The organism is Niallia sp. Man26, assembly GCF_022049065.2.
Lineage (GTDB): Bacteria > Bacillota > Bacilli > Bacillales > Cytobacillaceae > Niallia.
In genome coordinates this window covers 3,420,320-3,437,402 of sequence record NZ_CP095743.1, presented here as the reverse complement: position 1 = coordinate 3,437,402, position 17,083 = coordinate 3,420,320, and the positions used below count along the sequence as shown (strand labels likewise).

The 17,083-nt window shown below is 42.0% G+C and carries 11 protein-coding genes and 1 riboswitch; of the genes, 9 read left to right on the top strand and 2 right to left on the bottom strand.

Annotation, left to right across the window (positions count from 1 at the left end; all coding sequences use genetic code 11):
- The first annotated feature begins 153 nt into the window (after nucleotides 1–153).
- The 5 genes from L8T27_RS17250 to L8T27_RS17230 all read left to right on the top strand — a co-directional run bounded on the left by L8T27_RS17250 (nucleotide 154) and on the right by L8T27_RS17230 (nucleotide 10,343).
- On the top strand, nucleotides 154–5,271 hold the full coding sequence (locus L8T27_RS17250; RefSeq protein WP_248574451.1) for a PA14 domain-containing protein: 5,118 nt from the start codon (nucleotides 154–156) through the stop codon (nucleotides 5,269–5,271).
- A gap of 189 nt (nucleotides 5,272–5,460) precedes the next feature.
- A riboswitch (purine riboswitch) is annotated at nucleotides 5,461–5,562 on the top strand.
- A gap of 114 nt (nucleotides 5,563–5,676) precedes the next feature.
- The gene (locus L8T27_RS17245; protein WP_237941956.1) at nucleotides 5,677–6,285 is read left to right on the top strand and encodes a xanthine phosphoribosyltransferase; all 609 of its coding nucleotides are present in this window, start codon (nucleotides 5,677–5,679) and stop codon (nucleotides 6,283–6,285) included.
- Between the two features lie 4 nt (nucleotides 6,286–6,289).
- The gene (locus L8T27_RS17240; protein ID WP_233315738.1) at nucleotides 6,290–7,591 is read left to right on the top strand and encodes a nucleobase:cation symporter-2 family protein; all 1,302 of its coding nucleotides are present in this window, start codon (nucleotides 6,290–6,292) and stop codon (nucleotides 7,589–7,591) included.
- 371 nt (nucleotides 7,592–7,962) lie between these two features.
- Nucleotides 7,963–9,144, top strand: a complete 1,182-nt coding sequence (locus tag L8T27_RS17235; RefSeq protein ID WP_233315737.1) for a NupC/NupG family nucleoside CNT transporter — start codon at nucleotides 7,963–7,965, stop codon at nucleotides 9,142–9,144.
- A 140-nt stretch (nucleotides 9,145–9,284) separates the two neighbouring features.
- A complete protein-coding gene (locus tag L8T27_RS17230) occupies nucleotides 9,285–10,343 on the top strand; it encodes a M42 family metallopeptidase (protein ID WP_237941955.1) in 1,059 nt (352 codons plus the stop codon).
- 30 nt (nucleotides 10,344–10,373) lie between these two features.
- Here the strand turns inward: L8T27_RS17230 and L8T27_RS17225 are convergent, their stop codons facing one another.
- Entirely contained in the window at nucleotides 10,374–10,862 is a 489-nt protein-coding gene (locus L8T27_RS17225) for a sigma-70 family RNA polymerase sigma factor (RefSeq protein ID WP_237941954.1), read from the bottom strand.
- Nucleotides 10,863–11,150: 288 nt separating this feature from the next.
- Between L8T27_RS17225 and L8T27_RS17220 the strand changes: the two genes are divergently transcribed.
- Nucleotides 11,151–12,476, top strand: coding sequence for a UDP-glucose dehydrogenase family protein (locus tag L8T27_RS17220; RefSeq protein WP_237941953.1), 1,326 nt, complete (start codon nucleotides 11,151–11,153; stop codon nucleotides 12,474–12,476).
- Between the two features lie 30 nt (nucleotides 12,477–12,506).
- Here L8T27_RS17220 and L8T27_RS17215 read toward each other — a convergent pair whose 3' ends face one another.
- Nucleotides 12,507–12,713, bottom strand: coding sequence for a hypothetical protein (locus L8T27_RS17215; RefSeq protein WP_233315733.1), 207 nt, complete (start codon nucleotides 12,711–12,713; stop codon nucleotides 12,507–12,509).
- Nucleotides 12,714–12,890: 177 nt separating this feature from the next.
- Here L8T27_RS17215 and L8T27_RS17210 point away from each other — a divergent pair, with 177 nt between their 5' ends.
- Genes L8T27_RS17210 through L8T27_RS17200 form a run of 3 tightly spaced genes read left to right on the top strand, consistent with a single transcriptional unit; the run spans nucleotide 12,891 to nucleotide 16,905 of the window.
- Nucleotides 12,891–14,582, top strand: a complete 1,692-nt coding sequence (locus L8T27_RS17210) for a spore germination protein (RefSeq protein WP_233315732.1) — start codon at nucleotides 12,891–12,893, stop codon at nucleotides 14,580–14,582.
- Complete coding sequence (locus L8T27_RS17205) at nucleotides 14,579–15,796, top strand: Ger(x)C family spore germination protein (protein ID WP_237941952.1); 1,218 nt, start codon at nucleotides 14,579–14,581, stop codon at nucleotides 15,794–15,796. The genes L8T27_RS17210 and L8T27_RS17205 overlap by 4 nt, the downstream gene beginning before the upstream one ends.
- Nucleotides 15,793–16,905: a GerAB/ArcD/ProY family transporter gene (locus L8T27_RS17200; RefSeq protein WP_233315730.1), complete on the top strand. Its 1,113-nt coding sequence runs from the start codon at nucleotides 15,793–15,795 to the stop codon at nucleotides 16,903–16,905. The genes L8T27_RS17205 and L8T27_RS17200 overlap by 4 nt, the downstream gene beginning before the upstream one ends.
- The last annotated feature ends 178 nt before the right edge of the window (nucleotides 16,906–17,083 follow it).

Below are 17,083 nucleotides of genomic sequence, written 5' to 3'. Positions count from 1 at the left end.
ACATATTTTCTCATATTTCTCCAAAATCTATGAGTATATCGTACTATTTTTGGTAGGTGCTTCAAAAGAATTATTAACAAATTTCGGGTAATATTGCATAATTATAGAGGGTTTATCGCTAAGACTATTTTATCAGACGAATCTTTTTAGGAGGTGTCTTGGATTAAGAAGTTTTTACCCGTAACATTTATGGCTTTAGCATTCGGAATTTCGGGGTTATTTATTCCGGCTAGTCATGATGCAGAAGCAGCAACTGCTGCAAAATGGTCTGTTAGCTACTATAACAATACGAGCATGTCAGGAACTCCTGTCGTAAAAGAGGAGATTTCCCAGAATGAGCTTGGCTTGAAAGTAGAGAACGGCACTAATTCTCCGGCAACCGGAGTGAACAGCGACAACTTTTCTGCTGTTTATCAGTCCGACCAAGTGATGCCTGCAGGGAAGTATATCCTGCGGACAAGGGCAGATGACGGCATTAGAGTTTATGTGGATGGCAAGAAGGTTGTGGATGACTGGACTGCAAGCAGCTATTGGAAAAGTGAGAAGTCCAAAGTGATTACAGTCGCAGACATTAGCGGTCAATCCAACAAACAGCTTCACCGCATAAAGGTAGAATACTATGATAAGACTGGCGGCAGCGGCCTTGAGGTTTATCTTCATCCATATGAGGATGAAACAGAGGATTCCAGCTGGCTAGGACTCTATTATTCTAATAAATCGTTTTCTGGCACTCCCGCATTAGTGGAAGGCGGAGCGACAGCTGGCACTAAGCTAGATCAGCTCCTGAAAGACTGGGGGCGTGAAAGCCCTGCGGACGGCCTGCCTGCAGACAACTTCACTGCAACTTATTTAAAGAAGTTGGCTGGTGGCAAGGATTATTTTGTCCAATCTTATGCAGATGATCAGATTGAAGTGAAAATTGGGAGTCAGACAGTAATCAAGCAAAACTACAACTCATCCGGCGCTATTAATACAGGTGTCGCAACAAATGTTGGCTCTGGAGAACAGACGATGAAGGTAAATTACCTTGAAGCGACTGGCAGAGCGAGATTTGCTGCTGAAGCAGTCGAATTTGGCGACTGGATCGGCTGGTACTATGACAATACCTCTTTAAGCGGAACTCCGAAGAGACAGAATGTTATTCAAGGAAACGGCAAGTCCCTCAAGGTGGAAAACGGTTCAGGATCCCCGATAGAAGGCATTGGCAAGGATAACTTCTCTGTGAGATATTCAACAGCTCAGCATATAAAGGCCGGCAAGTATATCTTGCGAACTCGTGCTGATGACGGCATGCGGATTTATATTGACGGCAAATTGGCTGTAGACAGCTGGAAATCAAGCAGCTATTGGAAAAGTGAACAAGCGCATATGATCGAAATAAAGGACAAGAGCACAAGTGATGCTTCTAAGAAGGATGTCCATGAAATTACGATCGAGTATTATGAGAAAACAGGCGGCAGCGGCCTTGAATTTTACTTGAATACTATTCAACAAGAGGCTGCAGCTAATAAATGGTTTGGCTTATATTATAACAATACCTCTTTAAGCGGGCTTGCTTCTGTTATTGAGGGAGGCGCTACTGCTGGAACAAAGCAGAGCCAGCTTTTCCATAACTGGGATAAGAACAAGCCGTATCCAAACATCAATGAGGATAATTTCACAGCAAGCTACTATAAGCTTCTTGATGGCAGCAAGGATTATTATATCCAGACATATGCCGATGACAGAATTCGTGCAAAGGCAAATGGCAACACCGTCATCAATCGCTGGAGCAACTCCTCTGGAATAATGGATACAGGAATTATTACGGATCTTGCATCCGGCAATAATCTGCTTCAAGTCGATTATATGGAAGCAGGCGGCAGAGCAAGAGTAGCGGGAGACGCAGTGCCGCTGGGCAACTGGATTGCCTGGTATTACAACAATACGAATTTAAGCGGCTTCCCGGCAGCACAAAATACAATTTCAAGTGACGGCACTTCCTTGAAGGTAGAGAACGGATATGGTTCACCTGTTAGTGCGGTTGGCGGCGATTATTTCTCCGCAAGCTATTCAACTGCCCAAAGAATTAAGGCAGGCGACTATATTTTACGTACAAGAGCTGACGACGGAATGCGTGTTTATATTGACGGCAAGCTTGCAGTCGACAGCTGGAAGTCAAGCAGCTACTGGAAGAGCGAACAGACTCATGTCATCTCTGTAAAGGATCATACAACAGGGAATGCAGACCATAAAGATATTCACACCATACGAATTGAGTATCATGAGGAGACAAAAAGCAGCGGATTGGAATTTTATCTGCAGCCTGCGAGTGATGAGCTTGAAAAGGACAGCTGGCTAGAGCTTTACTACAATAATACGAGTCAGTCTGGAACACCGGTAAAAGCAGTCGGCGGTGCTACTGCAGGCACTAAGGTGAAGGAGCTTCTTCATAATTGGGGAACAGGCAAGCCTTATACAGAAGTGAATGCAGACAACTTCTCTGCTAAGTTCATGAAGCTCATTGAGGGCGGCAAGGATTATGTTATTCAAACATATGCAGATGACGGAGTAAGAGCAACCGTTGATGACAAGACTGTCATTAACCGCTGGAGCAATTCTTCCGGAAAATCAGATTTTGGAACAATCACAGGTTTAAGCACTGGAAATCACCGTTTGACTGTTGATTACTATGAAAGTACCAACAATGCAGGAATCGCAGCAACTGTGGCACCATTCGGAAACTGGATTGCATCCTATTATAACAATACATCTCTGACTGGTATGCCTAAGTCTGTCAAGACTGTTTCTGGAAATGGACAAAGTCTGAAGGTGGAAAATGGTACAGGCTCACCAACTGCAGGGATTAATGCAGACAACTTCTCTGTAAGCTACAAGACAGCACAAAGGATAACTGCTGGTTCGTATATTTTGCGCACAAGAGCAGATGATGGAATTCGTGTTTATCTTGACGGCAATCTTGTTGTGGACAGATGGAAATCAAGCAGCTATTGGAAGAGTGAAACAACTGATATTATTCAAGTTAATGATCGCACTTCAGCTTCTGCTTCTGACAAAAATGTTCATACCATTGAAATTCAATACTATGATCAGACAGGCGGCAGCGGTCTTGAGTTCTATTTGCAAAACGCAGATAAGGAAGTTGAGAAGGACAGCTGGTTCGGTCAATTCTATCCGAACAGCACATTGTCTGGAAATTATGTAAATATAGCAGGCGGAGCGACATCCGGCAATAAGCTTGATACCATTCGCTATAATTGGGGTACGGGGCAGTCCATCTCAGGCCTTTCTGCAGATAACTTCTCTGCTCGCTTCAGAAAACTGATTGCAGGCGGACAAGATTACTTTGCACAGGCGTTTGCTGATGACGGCATCCGCATGAGCCTTGATGGCAGCAAGTTTATCGATAAGTGGACGAACTCTTCAGGAGACATTTACCGTGCAACATTGCCGAAGGTCTCTAGCGGTAATCATACCGTTACTGCTGAATACTATGAAAATACCGGAAAAGCATCTCTGTTTGCTGATGTAGTCCCATTTGGAAACTGGATTGTCTATTATTATGACAATATGGAAACATCTGGTGCTCCTGTGAATGCGAAAGTGCTCAATCCGAACAGCAACAACGGCTTTACAGAAGATTTCGGCTATGATGCGCCGATGGCAAATGTGCCTGCTAATAACTATTCAGCACGTTATGTTACGGCGAAGCGCCTGACTGCTGGCGATTATTATATCAACACAATTGCTGACGACGGAGTGCAAGTGCTTGTCGACGGCAAAGTTGTGATCGACAGATGGAGTGCTGGCAACAGCAAAAATGATGCAGTTAAGCTTTCTGTCAAGAATGGGGCAGAAGGAGATATTCACTGGATTGAGGTTAGATATCTTGAACAGACAGGCAAATCGAATATTGACTTTACGATTACCCCATTCAATGAGAACAGCTTAATCAATAAGGATACTTGGACAGTTCAATATTATCCGAACGTCATTAATCCAAGCAGTCCTGTATCTTCCACAGGACTTGTGGAAGTCGATCAGGAATCTGACGTGAACTTCAATTGGGGTTCAGGCTCGCCTGCTAAGAGTATACCAAATGATAACTTCTCAGCAGTTATGAGCAAGCAAGTCTACTTCTCTAAGAGCACGAACTATGACTTCACTGTTAATGCAGATGACGGTGTCATTCTGCTTGTCGATGGAAAGACTATCATCGATTCATGGGTAGCGAAGAAGGGCGAGCGAGAAGTAAAAGCGAAGTACATGGACAAAGGATACCACACTGTAACAATCAAGTATTTCGAGAGCACTGGCAACGCAAATATCAGCCTTGATATTAGCGAATCGGTGAAGCAAGAAGTAATTAAAACATACAGTGACTTTTCTCTTACCCTTGACCAAATGACGACAATCCAGAGCAATTCCGCTCCAAAAACAGACAAACGCTATGACATCTACTTGCGTGAAGATGCTTTTTATACGAAAAGCAATGGCAGATTAGCTGTTGAGGGCGGCTGGAATATTCGTACAGGTCCGGGGGCGAACTACAGTGCACATGATCTTCGCTTCCAAGCAGGAGACAGTGATTTCACAGTCCTTAGCACAGTAAAGGGCACGGACGGCATGAACTGGATGAAGCTTGGCGGATGGGTTCCGCCTTCCATAGCGGATCTGAAGTATTATATCAACCCATCTAACTTCCAGGGAACGCTGAAAGCACAGCTGCAATTTGCTAAGCTTTCTGATCCGGGTACAATCAGTGTGGATGAAGTGAATGAGAAGGTTCTTACCGGAAAAGGTATACTTGCTGGAAAAGCAAGCAGCTACCAAAAAGCTGCAGAGCAGTATGGCGTTAACGCCGTTTACTTGATGGCACACTCCTTCTTGGAAACAGGAAACGGAACGAGCCAGCTTGCAAAAGGTGTCACATACAATGGCAAGACAGTGTACAATATGTACGGAATTGGCGCAACAGACAATAATGCCGTTTCAGGCGGAGCAGCTTTCGCGTACAGCGCAGGCTGGTTTACACCAGAAGCAGCTATTATTGGCGGTGCTGAATTTGTGCGAAAAGACTATATTGACAGAGGTCAAGATACTATATATGAAATGAGATGGAATCCTGTCGGAGCAGCTGCAAATGGATATGCTACACACCAATATGCAACAGATATTGGCTGGGCATCTAAGCAAACATCCAGCATGTATAATATTTATAATATACTAGAGTCATATAGTATTACCCTTGACATACCAAGATATAAATAAGAGGAAAAGCCGCCGATAAATTTGGCGGCTTCTTCTTTTGGTTGCATTTCCCAGCATTAGTCTGAAAAACCGGCTAAAGACAGTGACAGCAAGGTTTTTATCTTGTGCTTCCGTGTTGGACTTTGTCGAATATTCTTCGTTTTTGTAAAAATTCAGTTTGCAAAAGTCCAATCTTCGGATATAATTTCTATATAACATTTATATTCATCTCGTATAATAGCAGGGATATGGCCTGCGAGTTTCTACCAGATAACCGGAAATTATCTGACTACGAGTAAGCTATTAATAATAGGATGCTATTTTCTTTAGGGAATAGTGTCATTAATTCTGCTGGAGAACAGCACGCTTACTCTTTTTTAAGTAAACGTGCTGTTCTCCTTTTTATTTTTCAGGGGGATGAACGCAATGAAGCTACTAACAGACAAAATTGAAAGAGAAGGCATTGTGCTCGACAGCAATGTGCTTAAAGTAGACTCTTTCATCAATCATCAAATGGATCCACAGCTTATGAATGAGATTGGCTTAGAGTTCGCAAGAAGGTTTAAAGACGCAGGAGTCACAAGAATCCTAACGATTGAATCTTCCGGCATTGCACCTGCTATTATGGCGGGCCTAGCGATGAATGTTCCCGTCATTTTTGCGAGAAAAAGAAAATCTTTGACGTTAACAAGCGATTTATATACATCGACTGTTTATTCTTTTACAAAGCAGGAATCCAATGAGATTACTGTATCGAAAAAATATCTTTTAAAGGAAGACCGTGTCTTAATTATTGATGACTTCCTTGCAAACGGACAGGCAGCAATCGGTCTGGCAGATTTAGTAGTACAAGCTGGCGCTGAGGTGAGCGGTATCGGTATTTTGATTGAAAAGTCCTTCCAGCCTGGTGCTGATGAGATTCTTAAAAAAGGATATCGTTTGGAGTCATTGGCAAGAATCGCTTCCCTGCAAGAAGGAAAAGTGAAGTTTGCTGCAGACAGAGAAGTGCAAAGCATCTATTCAGGAGGTTACTAATTATATGGGCAAGGAATCTTTAAAGACATGGTCAATAGGCTTTCAACACGTTCTGGCAATGTATGCCGGAGCAGTGCTAGTTCCATTGATTGTTGGCGGAGCGCTGAATTTAACATTTGAACAATTAACCTATTTAGTATCAATTGATTTGCTGACATGCGGTATCGCTACATTGCTGCAAGTTTGGAAAAATAAATTCTTCGGGATTGGTCTTCCAGTCATGCTTGGCTGTACATTTACAGCAGTAGGACCGATGATTGCAATCGGTGCAAATCATGGAGTAACTGCTATATACGGAGCGATTATCGTTTCAGGAGCTATCATTATTATTATTTCTTCCTTCTTTAGTAAGCTAGTTAAATATTTCCCGCCTGTTGTGACAGGCTCTGTCGTAACCATCATTGGTTTAACATTGATTCCTGTCGCTATTAAGGATATGGCAGGCGGCGAAGGCAGTGCAGACTTCGGTGATCCGAAAAACCTGCTGTTGTCTTTCGGTGTGTTAGTGTTTATCCTGTTGCTAAACAAATACGCAAAAGGCTTTATCAAAACTATCTCCATTTTAATTGGATTAATCGTTGGAACAATTGTTGCAGCGTTCATGGGCTTAGTCAACTTTGCTGAAGTTGGGGAAGCTTCCTGGGTTCACGGCTTAAAGCCATTCTATTTCGGAATGCCGACATTTAATTTCTCAGCTATCTTAACAATGACACTTGTAGCAATTGTCAGCCTTATTGAATCGACTGGTGTATATTTAGCTCTTAGCGATATCACAAAAACAAAGGTATCAGAAAAGGACCTTGCAAGAGGATATCGTTCTGAAGGGATTGCCAGCGTAATTGGCGGTGTATTCAACTCCTTCCCATACACAGCTTACTCACAAAACGTCGGGCTTGTACAGCTGACAGGAGTAAAAACAAAAAGCGCGATTTTCTCTGCTGGTATTATCCTTGTTATCCTAGGCTTCCTGCCTAAAGTAGCAGCAGTCACAACCCTAATCCCAACAGCAGTGCTGGGGGGAGCATCGTTAGCGATGTTCGGTATGGTTTGTGCATACGGTATTAAAATGCTGGGACAAGTTGATTTCAACCAGCAAGGAAACCTGCTTGTTGTCGCATGCTCAGTCGGATTAGGTCTTGGTGTGACAGTAGTGCCAGATATCTTCAAAGAAATGCCTGAAACAATCCGCATTCTGACAGAAAGCGGCATTGTAGCAGGAAGTGTTACAGCTATTGTGCTGAACATCTTGTTTAATCTATTGCCAAACAGAAAACCAGCAGTTAAAGCAGAAGAAAAGACTGCATGATTTAAGGAGCCCCTTCATTAATTGGAGGGGTTTTTTGTTATCCAGTTCCTAAGATTTCAATTTGATAAAGGTGCACAAAAATAATCAGACAAATAGAAAAAAACAATAAAACAAGACTAACATTTGACATCTCCACTGATTTAATTCTATAATTCAAATTCTCTCCAATAAAAGGGGAGATAAACAATTGTTTGAATCACAAAACTATATAAATCTTGTGAATTTACTATACTTTTTTGAAGAATAGAACTTTTGTTTATTTGCTTAAAAGCAGTGACATTCCTGCTCCTTTCCAGTATCATAAAAAATTGTGTACTATGTGCGAATCTATTATTCAACATTTGTGAATAACATCCAGGAGGGAAAGGGAAATGTCTATTTTAATAGGAATAATTGGGCTGCTTTTAACATTGGGCTTGTCATATCTTCTGTCAAATGATAAAAAGGCCGTTAACTTTAAAGCGATTCTTATTATGATTGTTATGCAATTATTAATAACTGTTGTGATGTTCAAGACAACTTTTGGCTTGAAGATTATTGAAGCTACTTCTAATGGTGTGTCGAAAGTACTTAGCTTTGGTTATGAGGGAGTCGACTTCGTTACAGGCGGTCTTGTTGATGAAGGAGTAAGTGTATTTTTCCTTAATGTACTGATGCTGATTATCTTTACATCCACATTATTGTCTGTGCTGACTCATATTAGAGTTCTGCCATTGGCTATCAAATATATCGGCGGAGCATTGGCGAAGCTTACTGGTCTTTCTAAGGTTGTAACTTTCAACAGCATTAACTCTATTTTCTTTGGACAGTCAGAAACTATTTTAGCGATTAAATCGCATTTGGATAAAATGAATGACAACAAGCTGTTCGTTGTATCGACTTCTGCAATGGCAAGTGTATCTGCTTCTATCATGGGTTCATATATGAATATGATTCCTGCGAAGTATGTATTGATTGCCATGCTGCTTAATGCGTTGTCTGCCCTTATCATTTCTACATTGTTCTGCCCGATCAAAAAGGAAGAGGACGAGGAAATCAACATTAAAGAGGTTTCTACAACGAATTCTATTTTCGGAGCAATCTCTGCAGGAGCTCTTGATGGTGGACGAGTTGCTTTAATTGTTGCGGCAATGCTTGTTGCTTATGTAGGTTTACTGGCACTAATCAATTCTTTCTTTTCAGCAATCTTCGGTATTGGCTTTACAGGAATTCTAGGCTATATCTTTGCGCCAATCGCTTGGATTATGGGTATACCAGGCCATGACATCCTTGATGCAGGTTCTGTTATGGGTACGAAGCTTGCGGCAAACGAATTCGTTGCGATGCTGCAGTTCCAAGAAATGATTCCAAATCTGTCTGAGAAGACGGTCGGTATTGTTTCCACATTCCTAGTATCATTTGCTAACTTTTCTTCCATTGGTATTATCTCTGGGTCCATCCAGGCAATCAATGGTGAAAAAGCGGATGTTGTTGCTAAATTTGGTTTGAAAATGCTGCTTGCAGCAACTCTATCATCTGTTCTAACTGCAACAATAGTTGGGTTATTTATATAATGTTTAAAAGGCTGGTGCCAAAAACACCAGTCTTTTTTTTATTATTATATTGATTTTTCTGAAAAATAGCTTACGATAAAGGAAGGCGGAATTTATTTCGGATATAGAAATAAGGCTGAAATTATCGGAGGTGGAACAAAGTGATAGAATTATTGAAGGAACTGACAGCACTGCACGGACCATGCGGTTTTGAAGACGATGTTGCGGCATTTATTGCAGCACGCCTGCGCGGCACTGTTGATACAATTGAAGTGGACGGTGCTGGTAATTTAATAGTCACGAAAAAGGGCAGCAAGCCAGGACCAAAAATTGTCGTTGCTGCACATATGGATGAAGTAGGCTTTATTGTCAAAAAAGTAGAAGACAATGGTTTGATTCGCTTTGAGAAATTAGGTGGCCATGATGACAGAATCCTTCTTTCGCAGCGAGTACAAATCAAAACTGGCAGAGGTCTGCGTTCAGGGGTTATTGGCACCATATCTGCTCATATGGTGAAGTTTGATGATGCGCAGAAGGTTCGTTCTCATAAACAGCAATACATAGACGCAGGTGTTACAAGCAAAAAAGAGGCAGCGGAACTGGGGATTGAAGTGGGTGATTCGATTGTTTGGCAGCCTCATTTCGACCTGTTAACAGATAAAAGAATCAGCGGCAAAGCTTTTGATGACAGAGCAGGCTGTGCCGTGCTAATTAAAGCGCTTGAGGAACTTGATGCAACTGATTTTGCAGGAGAAATTATCGGCGCCTTTACTGTTCAGGAGGAAGTCGGCTTAAGGGGAGCAAGGGTTGTTAGCCATCAGACGGATGCTGATGTGGCAATTGCTCTTGATACGACAGCAGTCAGTGATACTCCTGAGGAAATGATGGATAAAACACTTGCCTTAGGTGCTGGCACCGGTATTAAAATTATGGATTTTAGCTTGATTTCTAACAGGAAGGTAAAAGAGCAGCTCCAGTCACTGGCAAAAGAACACAGCATTCCTTATCAGCTTGAAGTGTTTCCTGGAATTGGCACAGATGCAGGAGAATTAAGCCTTGCGGGTAAGGGGATACCGACAGGAGTGCTCTCTATTCCTTCCAGATATGCACATTCACCAAATGAAGTGATTGATATAAAGGATTTAGAAGCGACAAAGGATCTCTTGAAAGTATTTATTCTTCATATGAGAACAGCTAGTGAATATAAATTTAAGATTTAACACTTGAGGATGGCTCCCGAGCCGTCCTTTTTACATTTGCTGGGCAAGAATTTTACGCAGCTTTTCTACCGCACCTTTTTTCCAAGCCTTCACTGCTGACTTGCTGACATGCTCTTTTGCGGCAATTTCAGCTATTGTCAACTGCTGGATGGAAAAATAGGTGACCCACTTTGCTTCTTTTGCAGTAAGTGTACTGCACAATGTTTGAATATAGTGCTCATCTAGAGTCAGCATGTGACTTCCAGCCGTTTCCCAAAATGCCTCCTCAGGGTATACAGTCTGCTGTTCCTCTTTAGAACGGCGTTTCAGTTCATCGAGAAATCTTCCTCTCATATACATATACAAATAAGAGTGAAACTTTCCTTTATCTTCTTTATAGTTCTGCCATGCTTCCCAGATGCTGATAAGGCCAATTTGCAAAAACTCTTCTTTATTTTTATAGATAGATAGTTTTTTCAGCAAATGGTGAATCATCGGTGTATACTGTTCGGTTAACAATTGATAGTCCTTGTCATTCAACAGAAAATCCCTTTCGAAAAAGCGCTTTTTCTTGTTAGTTTCCTAGGTGTTTTCAATATATAAGAAATATTAACAGGCTGCGAATAGTGGAAATCTATTTTAGACAAAAGAAGTGGGTGTGAAAACTAGGTAATTGCCATGATAGCTGTTGTTTGCCTTAGGCGATAGGGTTAGTTCATACAACCTTTACAAAGATGACGAATTAGCTTTACAAGCCACTGCTAAAATGAAGGGAAAAGATTGCAATCGGGTTTATAGACAATAAAAAGATGAGGGAGTTTCGATCGAATGGAGATTACAGTAGCAGGAACAGGGTATGTAGGATTAGTGACTGGCGTATGTTTGGCAGAAGCAGGCCATGTAGTGACATGTGTTGATCCCATTCAGGATAAGATTGATTTATTGAATAAAGGCATCTCTCCTATTTATGAGCCGCAGCTAGATGAGCTGATCGTCAGAAATAAGGATGCTGGCAGCCTGTTTTTTACAACAGACCATAAATCAGCATATGCAAATTCAAGTGTCATCATCATCGGTGTCGGTACACCAGAAAACGAGGATGGCTCTGCCAATCTTACGTTCTTATACACTGTGGCCAGACAAATAGCCGAAAATGTCCAAAGAGACTGTTTAGTAGTGATTAAATCGACTGTTCCAATCGGTACAAACGATAAGGTCGAAGCATTTATAAAAAAGCATGTGAAGCGTGATATAAACGTTGAGGTAGCCGCAAATCCGGAGTTTTTGGCACAAGGCACTGCTGTCAGAGACACACTGCATGCATCGCGAATCGTTATCGGTACAGAATCAGAGAATGCAAGACAGCTCTTAACACAAATTTACCAGCCGTTCCAGCAGCCAATTCTTAATATGGGTCGCCGCAGTGCGGAAATGGTCAAGTATGCGTCCAATGACTTTCTGGCACTTAAAATCTCCTTTGTGAACGATATTGCCAATCTATGTGAGGCAGTTGGTGCTAATATTGATGATGTTACGAAAGGGATGAGCATGGACAGCCGGATTGGGGACAAATTTCTGCAGGCTGGTATTGGTTACGGTGGCTCATGCTTCCCGAAGGATACGAAGGCGCTGCACTGGCTGTCTGAGGAAGAAGGCTATGTTCTTCGCACTGTGAAGGCAGCGATTGAGGTTAATGAAAAGCAGAAGTTTAAGCTCATCAAAAAGGCAAGGAAAGACTTTGCCAGTTTTGCTGGCTTGAAGGTGGCTGTTTTAGGTGTCACTTTTAAGCCGGGAACAGATGATTTGCGAGAAGCTCCGTCTATTCCGAATGTTCGCTTGCTTTTGAACGAAGGCGCATCTGTGCATGTCTATGATCCGGTAGGAGAACAGAATTTCAAAAAAATCTACCCGACCGAAGTGGCTTTTGCATCAACCATAGAAGAAGCGTTGCAGGATGCAGATATTTGCTTTGTGTTTACAGAGTGGCCGGAAATCAAGAATGCTCCTTTAACTTCGTTTACAGAAAATATGAAAACGCCGCACGTATACGACGGCAGGAACTGCTATGCACTTGCGGAGGCAGAAGAAGCTGGAGTCCATTACCACTCCATTGGCCGTCCGTCTGTGAATGAAAAGGTTTTGCAAAAAATTTAATAAAATAAAAGGTGGAAAATGAAGCAAAGATTAGGATTCGAGATTCTTTTGCTTCATTTTCTTTTTTGTTTTCTCCACAATCATCTTTCCCCATTTTTTTAAAGCAGTGCCATTCATCAGTCCCCAAATAATCACAGGTGCCATGACGTTTAAGGCAAGCACGGTGTAGACAATCACCCAGATGAACCACTTGGCATTGAGGACATATTCGTAAATCCATGTATGATATAAATTCATTGGCAAATACTCCTTAATAAGTAAAATTCTATTATAGCAATTGGAACTATATTCTATTTAATCAACAAAAGCAGTCATAATTATACATTTTTCAACAAAAAGAATAGAACGGCATACAGTTGGTTATGAAGGATAAAAGAAGCTGTGAATGATACGCAGATTAAAGGATGATGAATAATGGTAGCAAATAATACACCTCAGCGAGATTTCACCTATTCACTAACCTATAACAGTTCCATCATTAAGGAGCTTCTTGGCGGCAGTGCCGATTTTATTGAACGGAAAGTAACCTTTTTAGAAAAAAAGGATGTTCATGCTGCTTGTTTTTATATTGACGGTTTAGTAAATACGCAAATTATTGAAAAGATAGTGCAATCCCTGATGTTTGAAGGAAATGAGGTCATTATCCGCAATGACTTGGATACTCGTGATATTGAGAGGCTCTTAGAAGAGCATGTTCTTATGAACACTAACTTCATTGAAACGACAGAGCTTGAGAGTGCTATAAAATCGATTTTATCTGGTGACACAGTGCTGCTTGTTGAAGGCTGCAACAAAGCCTTTCAAGTGCCGACAAAAGGCTGGGCGCAAAGAGGAGTATCAGAGCCTCAGGCAGAGCAAGTTGTGCGCGGTCCGCGGGATGGCTTCACAGAAAGCATTCGAGTTAACACTGCTCTTGTGAGAAGAAGGATACGAGATACAGGCTTTCGTCTCGAAGAGCTGAATGCAGGGAAACGTACGAAAACAGACATCAATATTGCCTATATAAATGGAATTGTTAAAAAAGGGCTTGTCGATGAAGTGAAGGAACGTCTGAATAGAATTGATATTGATGGCATATTAGAAAGCGGTTATATTGAGGAGCTGATAAGGGACGCACCATTATCTCCTTTCACGACCATCATGAGCACCGAACGTCCTGATAAGGTCGCTTCCTCGCTTCTAGAGGGCAGGGTGGCGATTTTTGTTGATAATACACCCTTTGTTCTTGTTGTACCAACTTATTTCTGGGAGTTCCTGCAGGCGAGCGATGATTATTATTTAGGTTTCATGGCAGGAAGCTTTTTTCGAATTGTCCGCTATACAGCCTTTATTCTCAGCTTAACATTGACGTCGATTTATGTGATGCTTGTCAGCTTTCATCAAGAGATGATTCCAACCCCTCTCGCGTTAACAATCGCTTCAGGGCGTGAGGTTGTCCCCTTTCCTGTCTTGCTGGAAGCGTTGTTGATGGAGCTGACCTTTGAGCTGATGCGGGAAGCTGGTTTGCGCATGCCAAAACCAGTCGGCTCGGCTGTGAGCATCGTTGGTTCTCTTGTTATTGGGCAAGCAGCTGTTCAAGCCGGCATCGTGTCACCATTTATGGTCATTATCGTGGCGACAACCGGGATATCCTCTTTTGTAATTCCGAACTACTCAGCCTCTTATTCAATCCGGCTGATACGATTTCCGTTGTTAATTGCATCAGGAACATTAGGATTGCTTGGCTTTGCATCAATGTTTGCACTTATAGCAATTCACGCCTTAAGCATCCGCTCATTTGGCGAATCCTACTTAGCACCAGCAACGCCTTTTCAGCCGCAGGACCAGAAGGATACTATTTTCCGCATGCCATGGTGGGCAATGAAGAAGCGCCCTCAATTAGCAGACAATGATACTTCTAAGATTGGGGAAAGCCAGCTGCCTCAGCCTCCAAAAGGAGATGAGCATGGAGAAAGCACCCATACGAAGGCAGAGGAAACCTCTGAGCGGAAGGAGCCGGAGAGCAATGCTGAACAGCAGTCAGAAACGAAAGAGGACAGCGGTGGGACAGGCATTAAACAGCTGAAGAGACGAAAGTCACCAAAAGGAAAAGGGGATGAGAAATGATGAAAAAAATCATCCTTTTTCATGCGTTGCTGTCTGTTGTTCTTTTGCTTGGGGCATGCTCGGGCAAGCGGGAAATTAGCGATTTAGCTTTAGTGATGGCAGTTGGCCTTGATAAAGGAGAAAAGGAAGGGACAGTTAAGGTAACAGCCCAAGTAGCCAGACCTGCAGATGCCCGGGGCCAGACAGGAGCACCATCAGGTCAATCAGGAGAGCCAGTTTGGACGGTGGAAACAGAAGGCTCATCGATTTTTGAAGCAATCCGTCAAATGTCGAGCATGTCATCACGAAGGGTTTTTTGGGCTCATAACTTTATTATTGTCATTAATGAGGAGGTAGCGAAGGAAGGAATCGGGGATGTTATCGATTTCTTCACACGTAACCCTGAACTAAGAATGAGAACATGGGTAACTGTAACACCAGAGAAAGCGAATGAAGTCATTTCTACCGTTACAAGTCTCGAAGTAATCCCAGGCGAAGCGCTCGCAAAGCTGTTTCGCTACACAACCATATCTAATCAGGCGCCGAGAACAGTGATTATGGACTTGTTAAGTGCTTATTTAAGTGAGTCGACAGAGCCGCTGCTTGCGAGGGTTGCCTTTGAAACGAGTAAAATTGACAATAAAGCACCTGATAAAGGAGCACAAACGAAGCAGGTCGTCTTAGCAGGGGCCGGTATTTTTAAAGGGGATAAGCTTGTGGGAACATTGAAGCCAGAAGAGTTGAGAGGGCTGGTTTTGTTCAGAGAAAAGCTCGATTCAGGTGTGGCAGTAGTGAGCTGTCCTGATGATCCAAATACGCCTCTAAGTGTGGAGTTAACAAATCAATCCTTTAACGTGAAGCCAAAATATAAGGATGGTGACATCAGCTATGATGCGTCCTTTAAAGCGCATATCCGCGTTGTGGAAGCAGGCTGTTCTCTTGACCTGTCTAATAAAAAGCATGTAAAGAAGCTCGAAGACAATGTGGAAAAAGAGCTGACAAGTCAAATAAAGACAACAGTGGATAAAATCCAAAAAGATTACGGAGCAGATGTATTGGAACTAGGGAAGGTTTTTCAAAACGAATATCCATATGAGTGGAAGCATTATGCTAATTCTTGGGATGAAGTATTTCCAACTGTAAAGATAAATTTAAAGGTTAGTGCAAAAGTAGAGAGCGGATCCCTGCTTTATAAGCCGACAACATCAGGCAAAAAGGAGAAAAAGGAAGAATGAAAGTACAAATAACAAATGGCATGTTCATGGCATTGATTATTAATATGCTTTATGCGAAGTCAATTGGACTGACACAAGGCATTATGGCAAGGGAAGTGGGTGGAGATATATGGATATCCACGATATTTTCTTCGATTCAGGGCATTGTCATTATGGCAATTGTGATTTTTGCGATTAAGCGGCTCCCGAATGGAGATATGATTGATCAGTATGGACAGATACTAGGAAAATGGATTGGCAAAGGGGTCGCAGCCCTTGTATTTTTGTTTTTCTTAGGTGCATATGGCACGATAATGGCTACTTTCGTTTACCATTTGAAAGATTATTTTTTACCTGAAGCTCATACTATTTTGTTCATTGTTGCTGCCTTTCTAATTGGGTCATATGCCATTCATTTTGGCATAGAAGTAATTGCAAGAATGGCGCTTATCGGTGTTTTCTCTGTGATGGCGTTGAATATTTTGCTTCTGGCAGGATCGATTAGTGAATTTGATATTAAAGAGCTGCAGCCAACCTTTGACTCCGGCTTCTTCTCAACATTATGGGCAAGCAGGCATCATGATGCAGACTGGGCAATGGCGACAATGATGGCTTGTATGATTCTTCCCCTTGTCAGAGATAGTGCGACATGGATTCGATCAAGTACGTCTGGGTTGATTTTCAGCGGTGTCATCATCGTCATGTGGCCGATTTTAGAGGTTGGTGTTCTGTCGCCAGAAGTTGCTGCACAATATATTGTGTCTTGTATGCAAATGGCCAGAAGTGCCGAAATCGGTCTATTTTTGCACCGTTATGAAATGATTATGATTGCCTTTTTCGCGCTGTCCATTTTAACACAAATTATGATGACGTTTTTATGCTCCTCTATAGCTGTTCAAAAAATCATCGGCTTAAAGGATTATCGTCCTGTAATCATTCCTGTTGGTCTTGTTCTAAGTGCCTTTAGCTATTGGATGATAGGCAGTCATCATCGGGCAATGGGCATCATTGAGAAGGAATGGGTTCTTGTCAGCCTCAGCATTGCCATAGGACTGCCTGGGATGCTGTTTGTATTAGGAGCGATATTTAAGAAAAAGCTTAAAAAGAAAGAGGAAGCAAAAACAGTCTAGGATAAAAAGGATGAAATTTAGTGAAAAAATCATTTGCTGCAGGCTGCTTTTGGGGCACCATTATATCAATACCAATTTGGATTCTTGTCATTTGGCTCATCATTAAGCTGTTGTTTTAGCCTTGTTGCTTAAAGGCTTATCCTTTTATGTTTTTTATGTAAAATACATCGTTTAACAG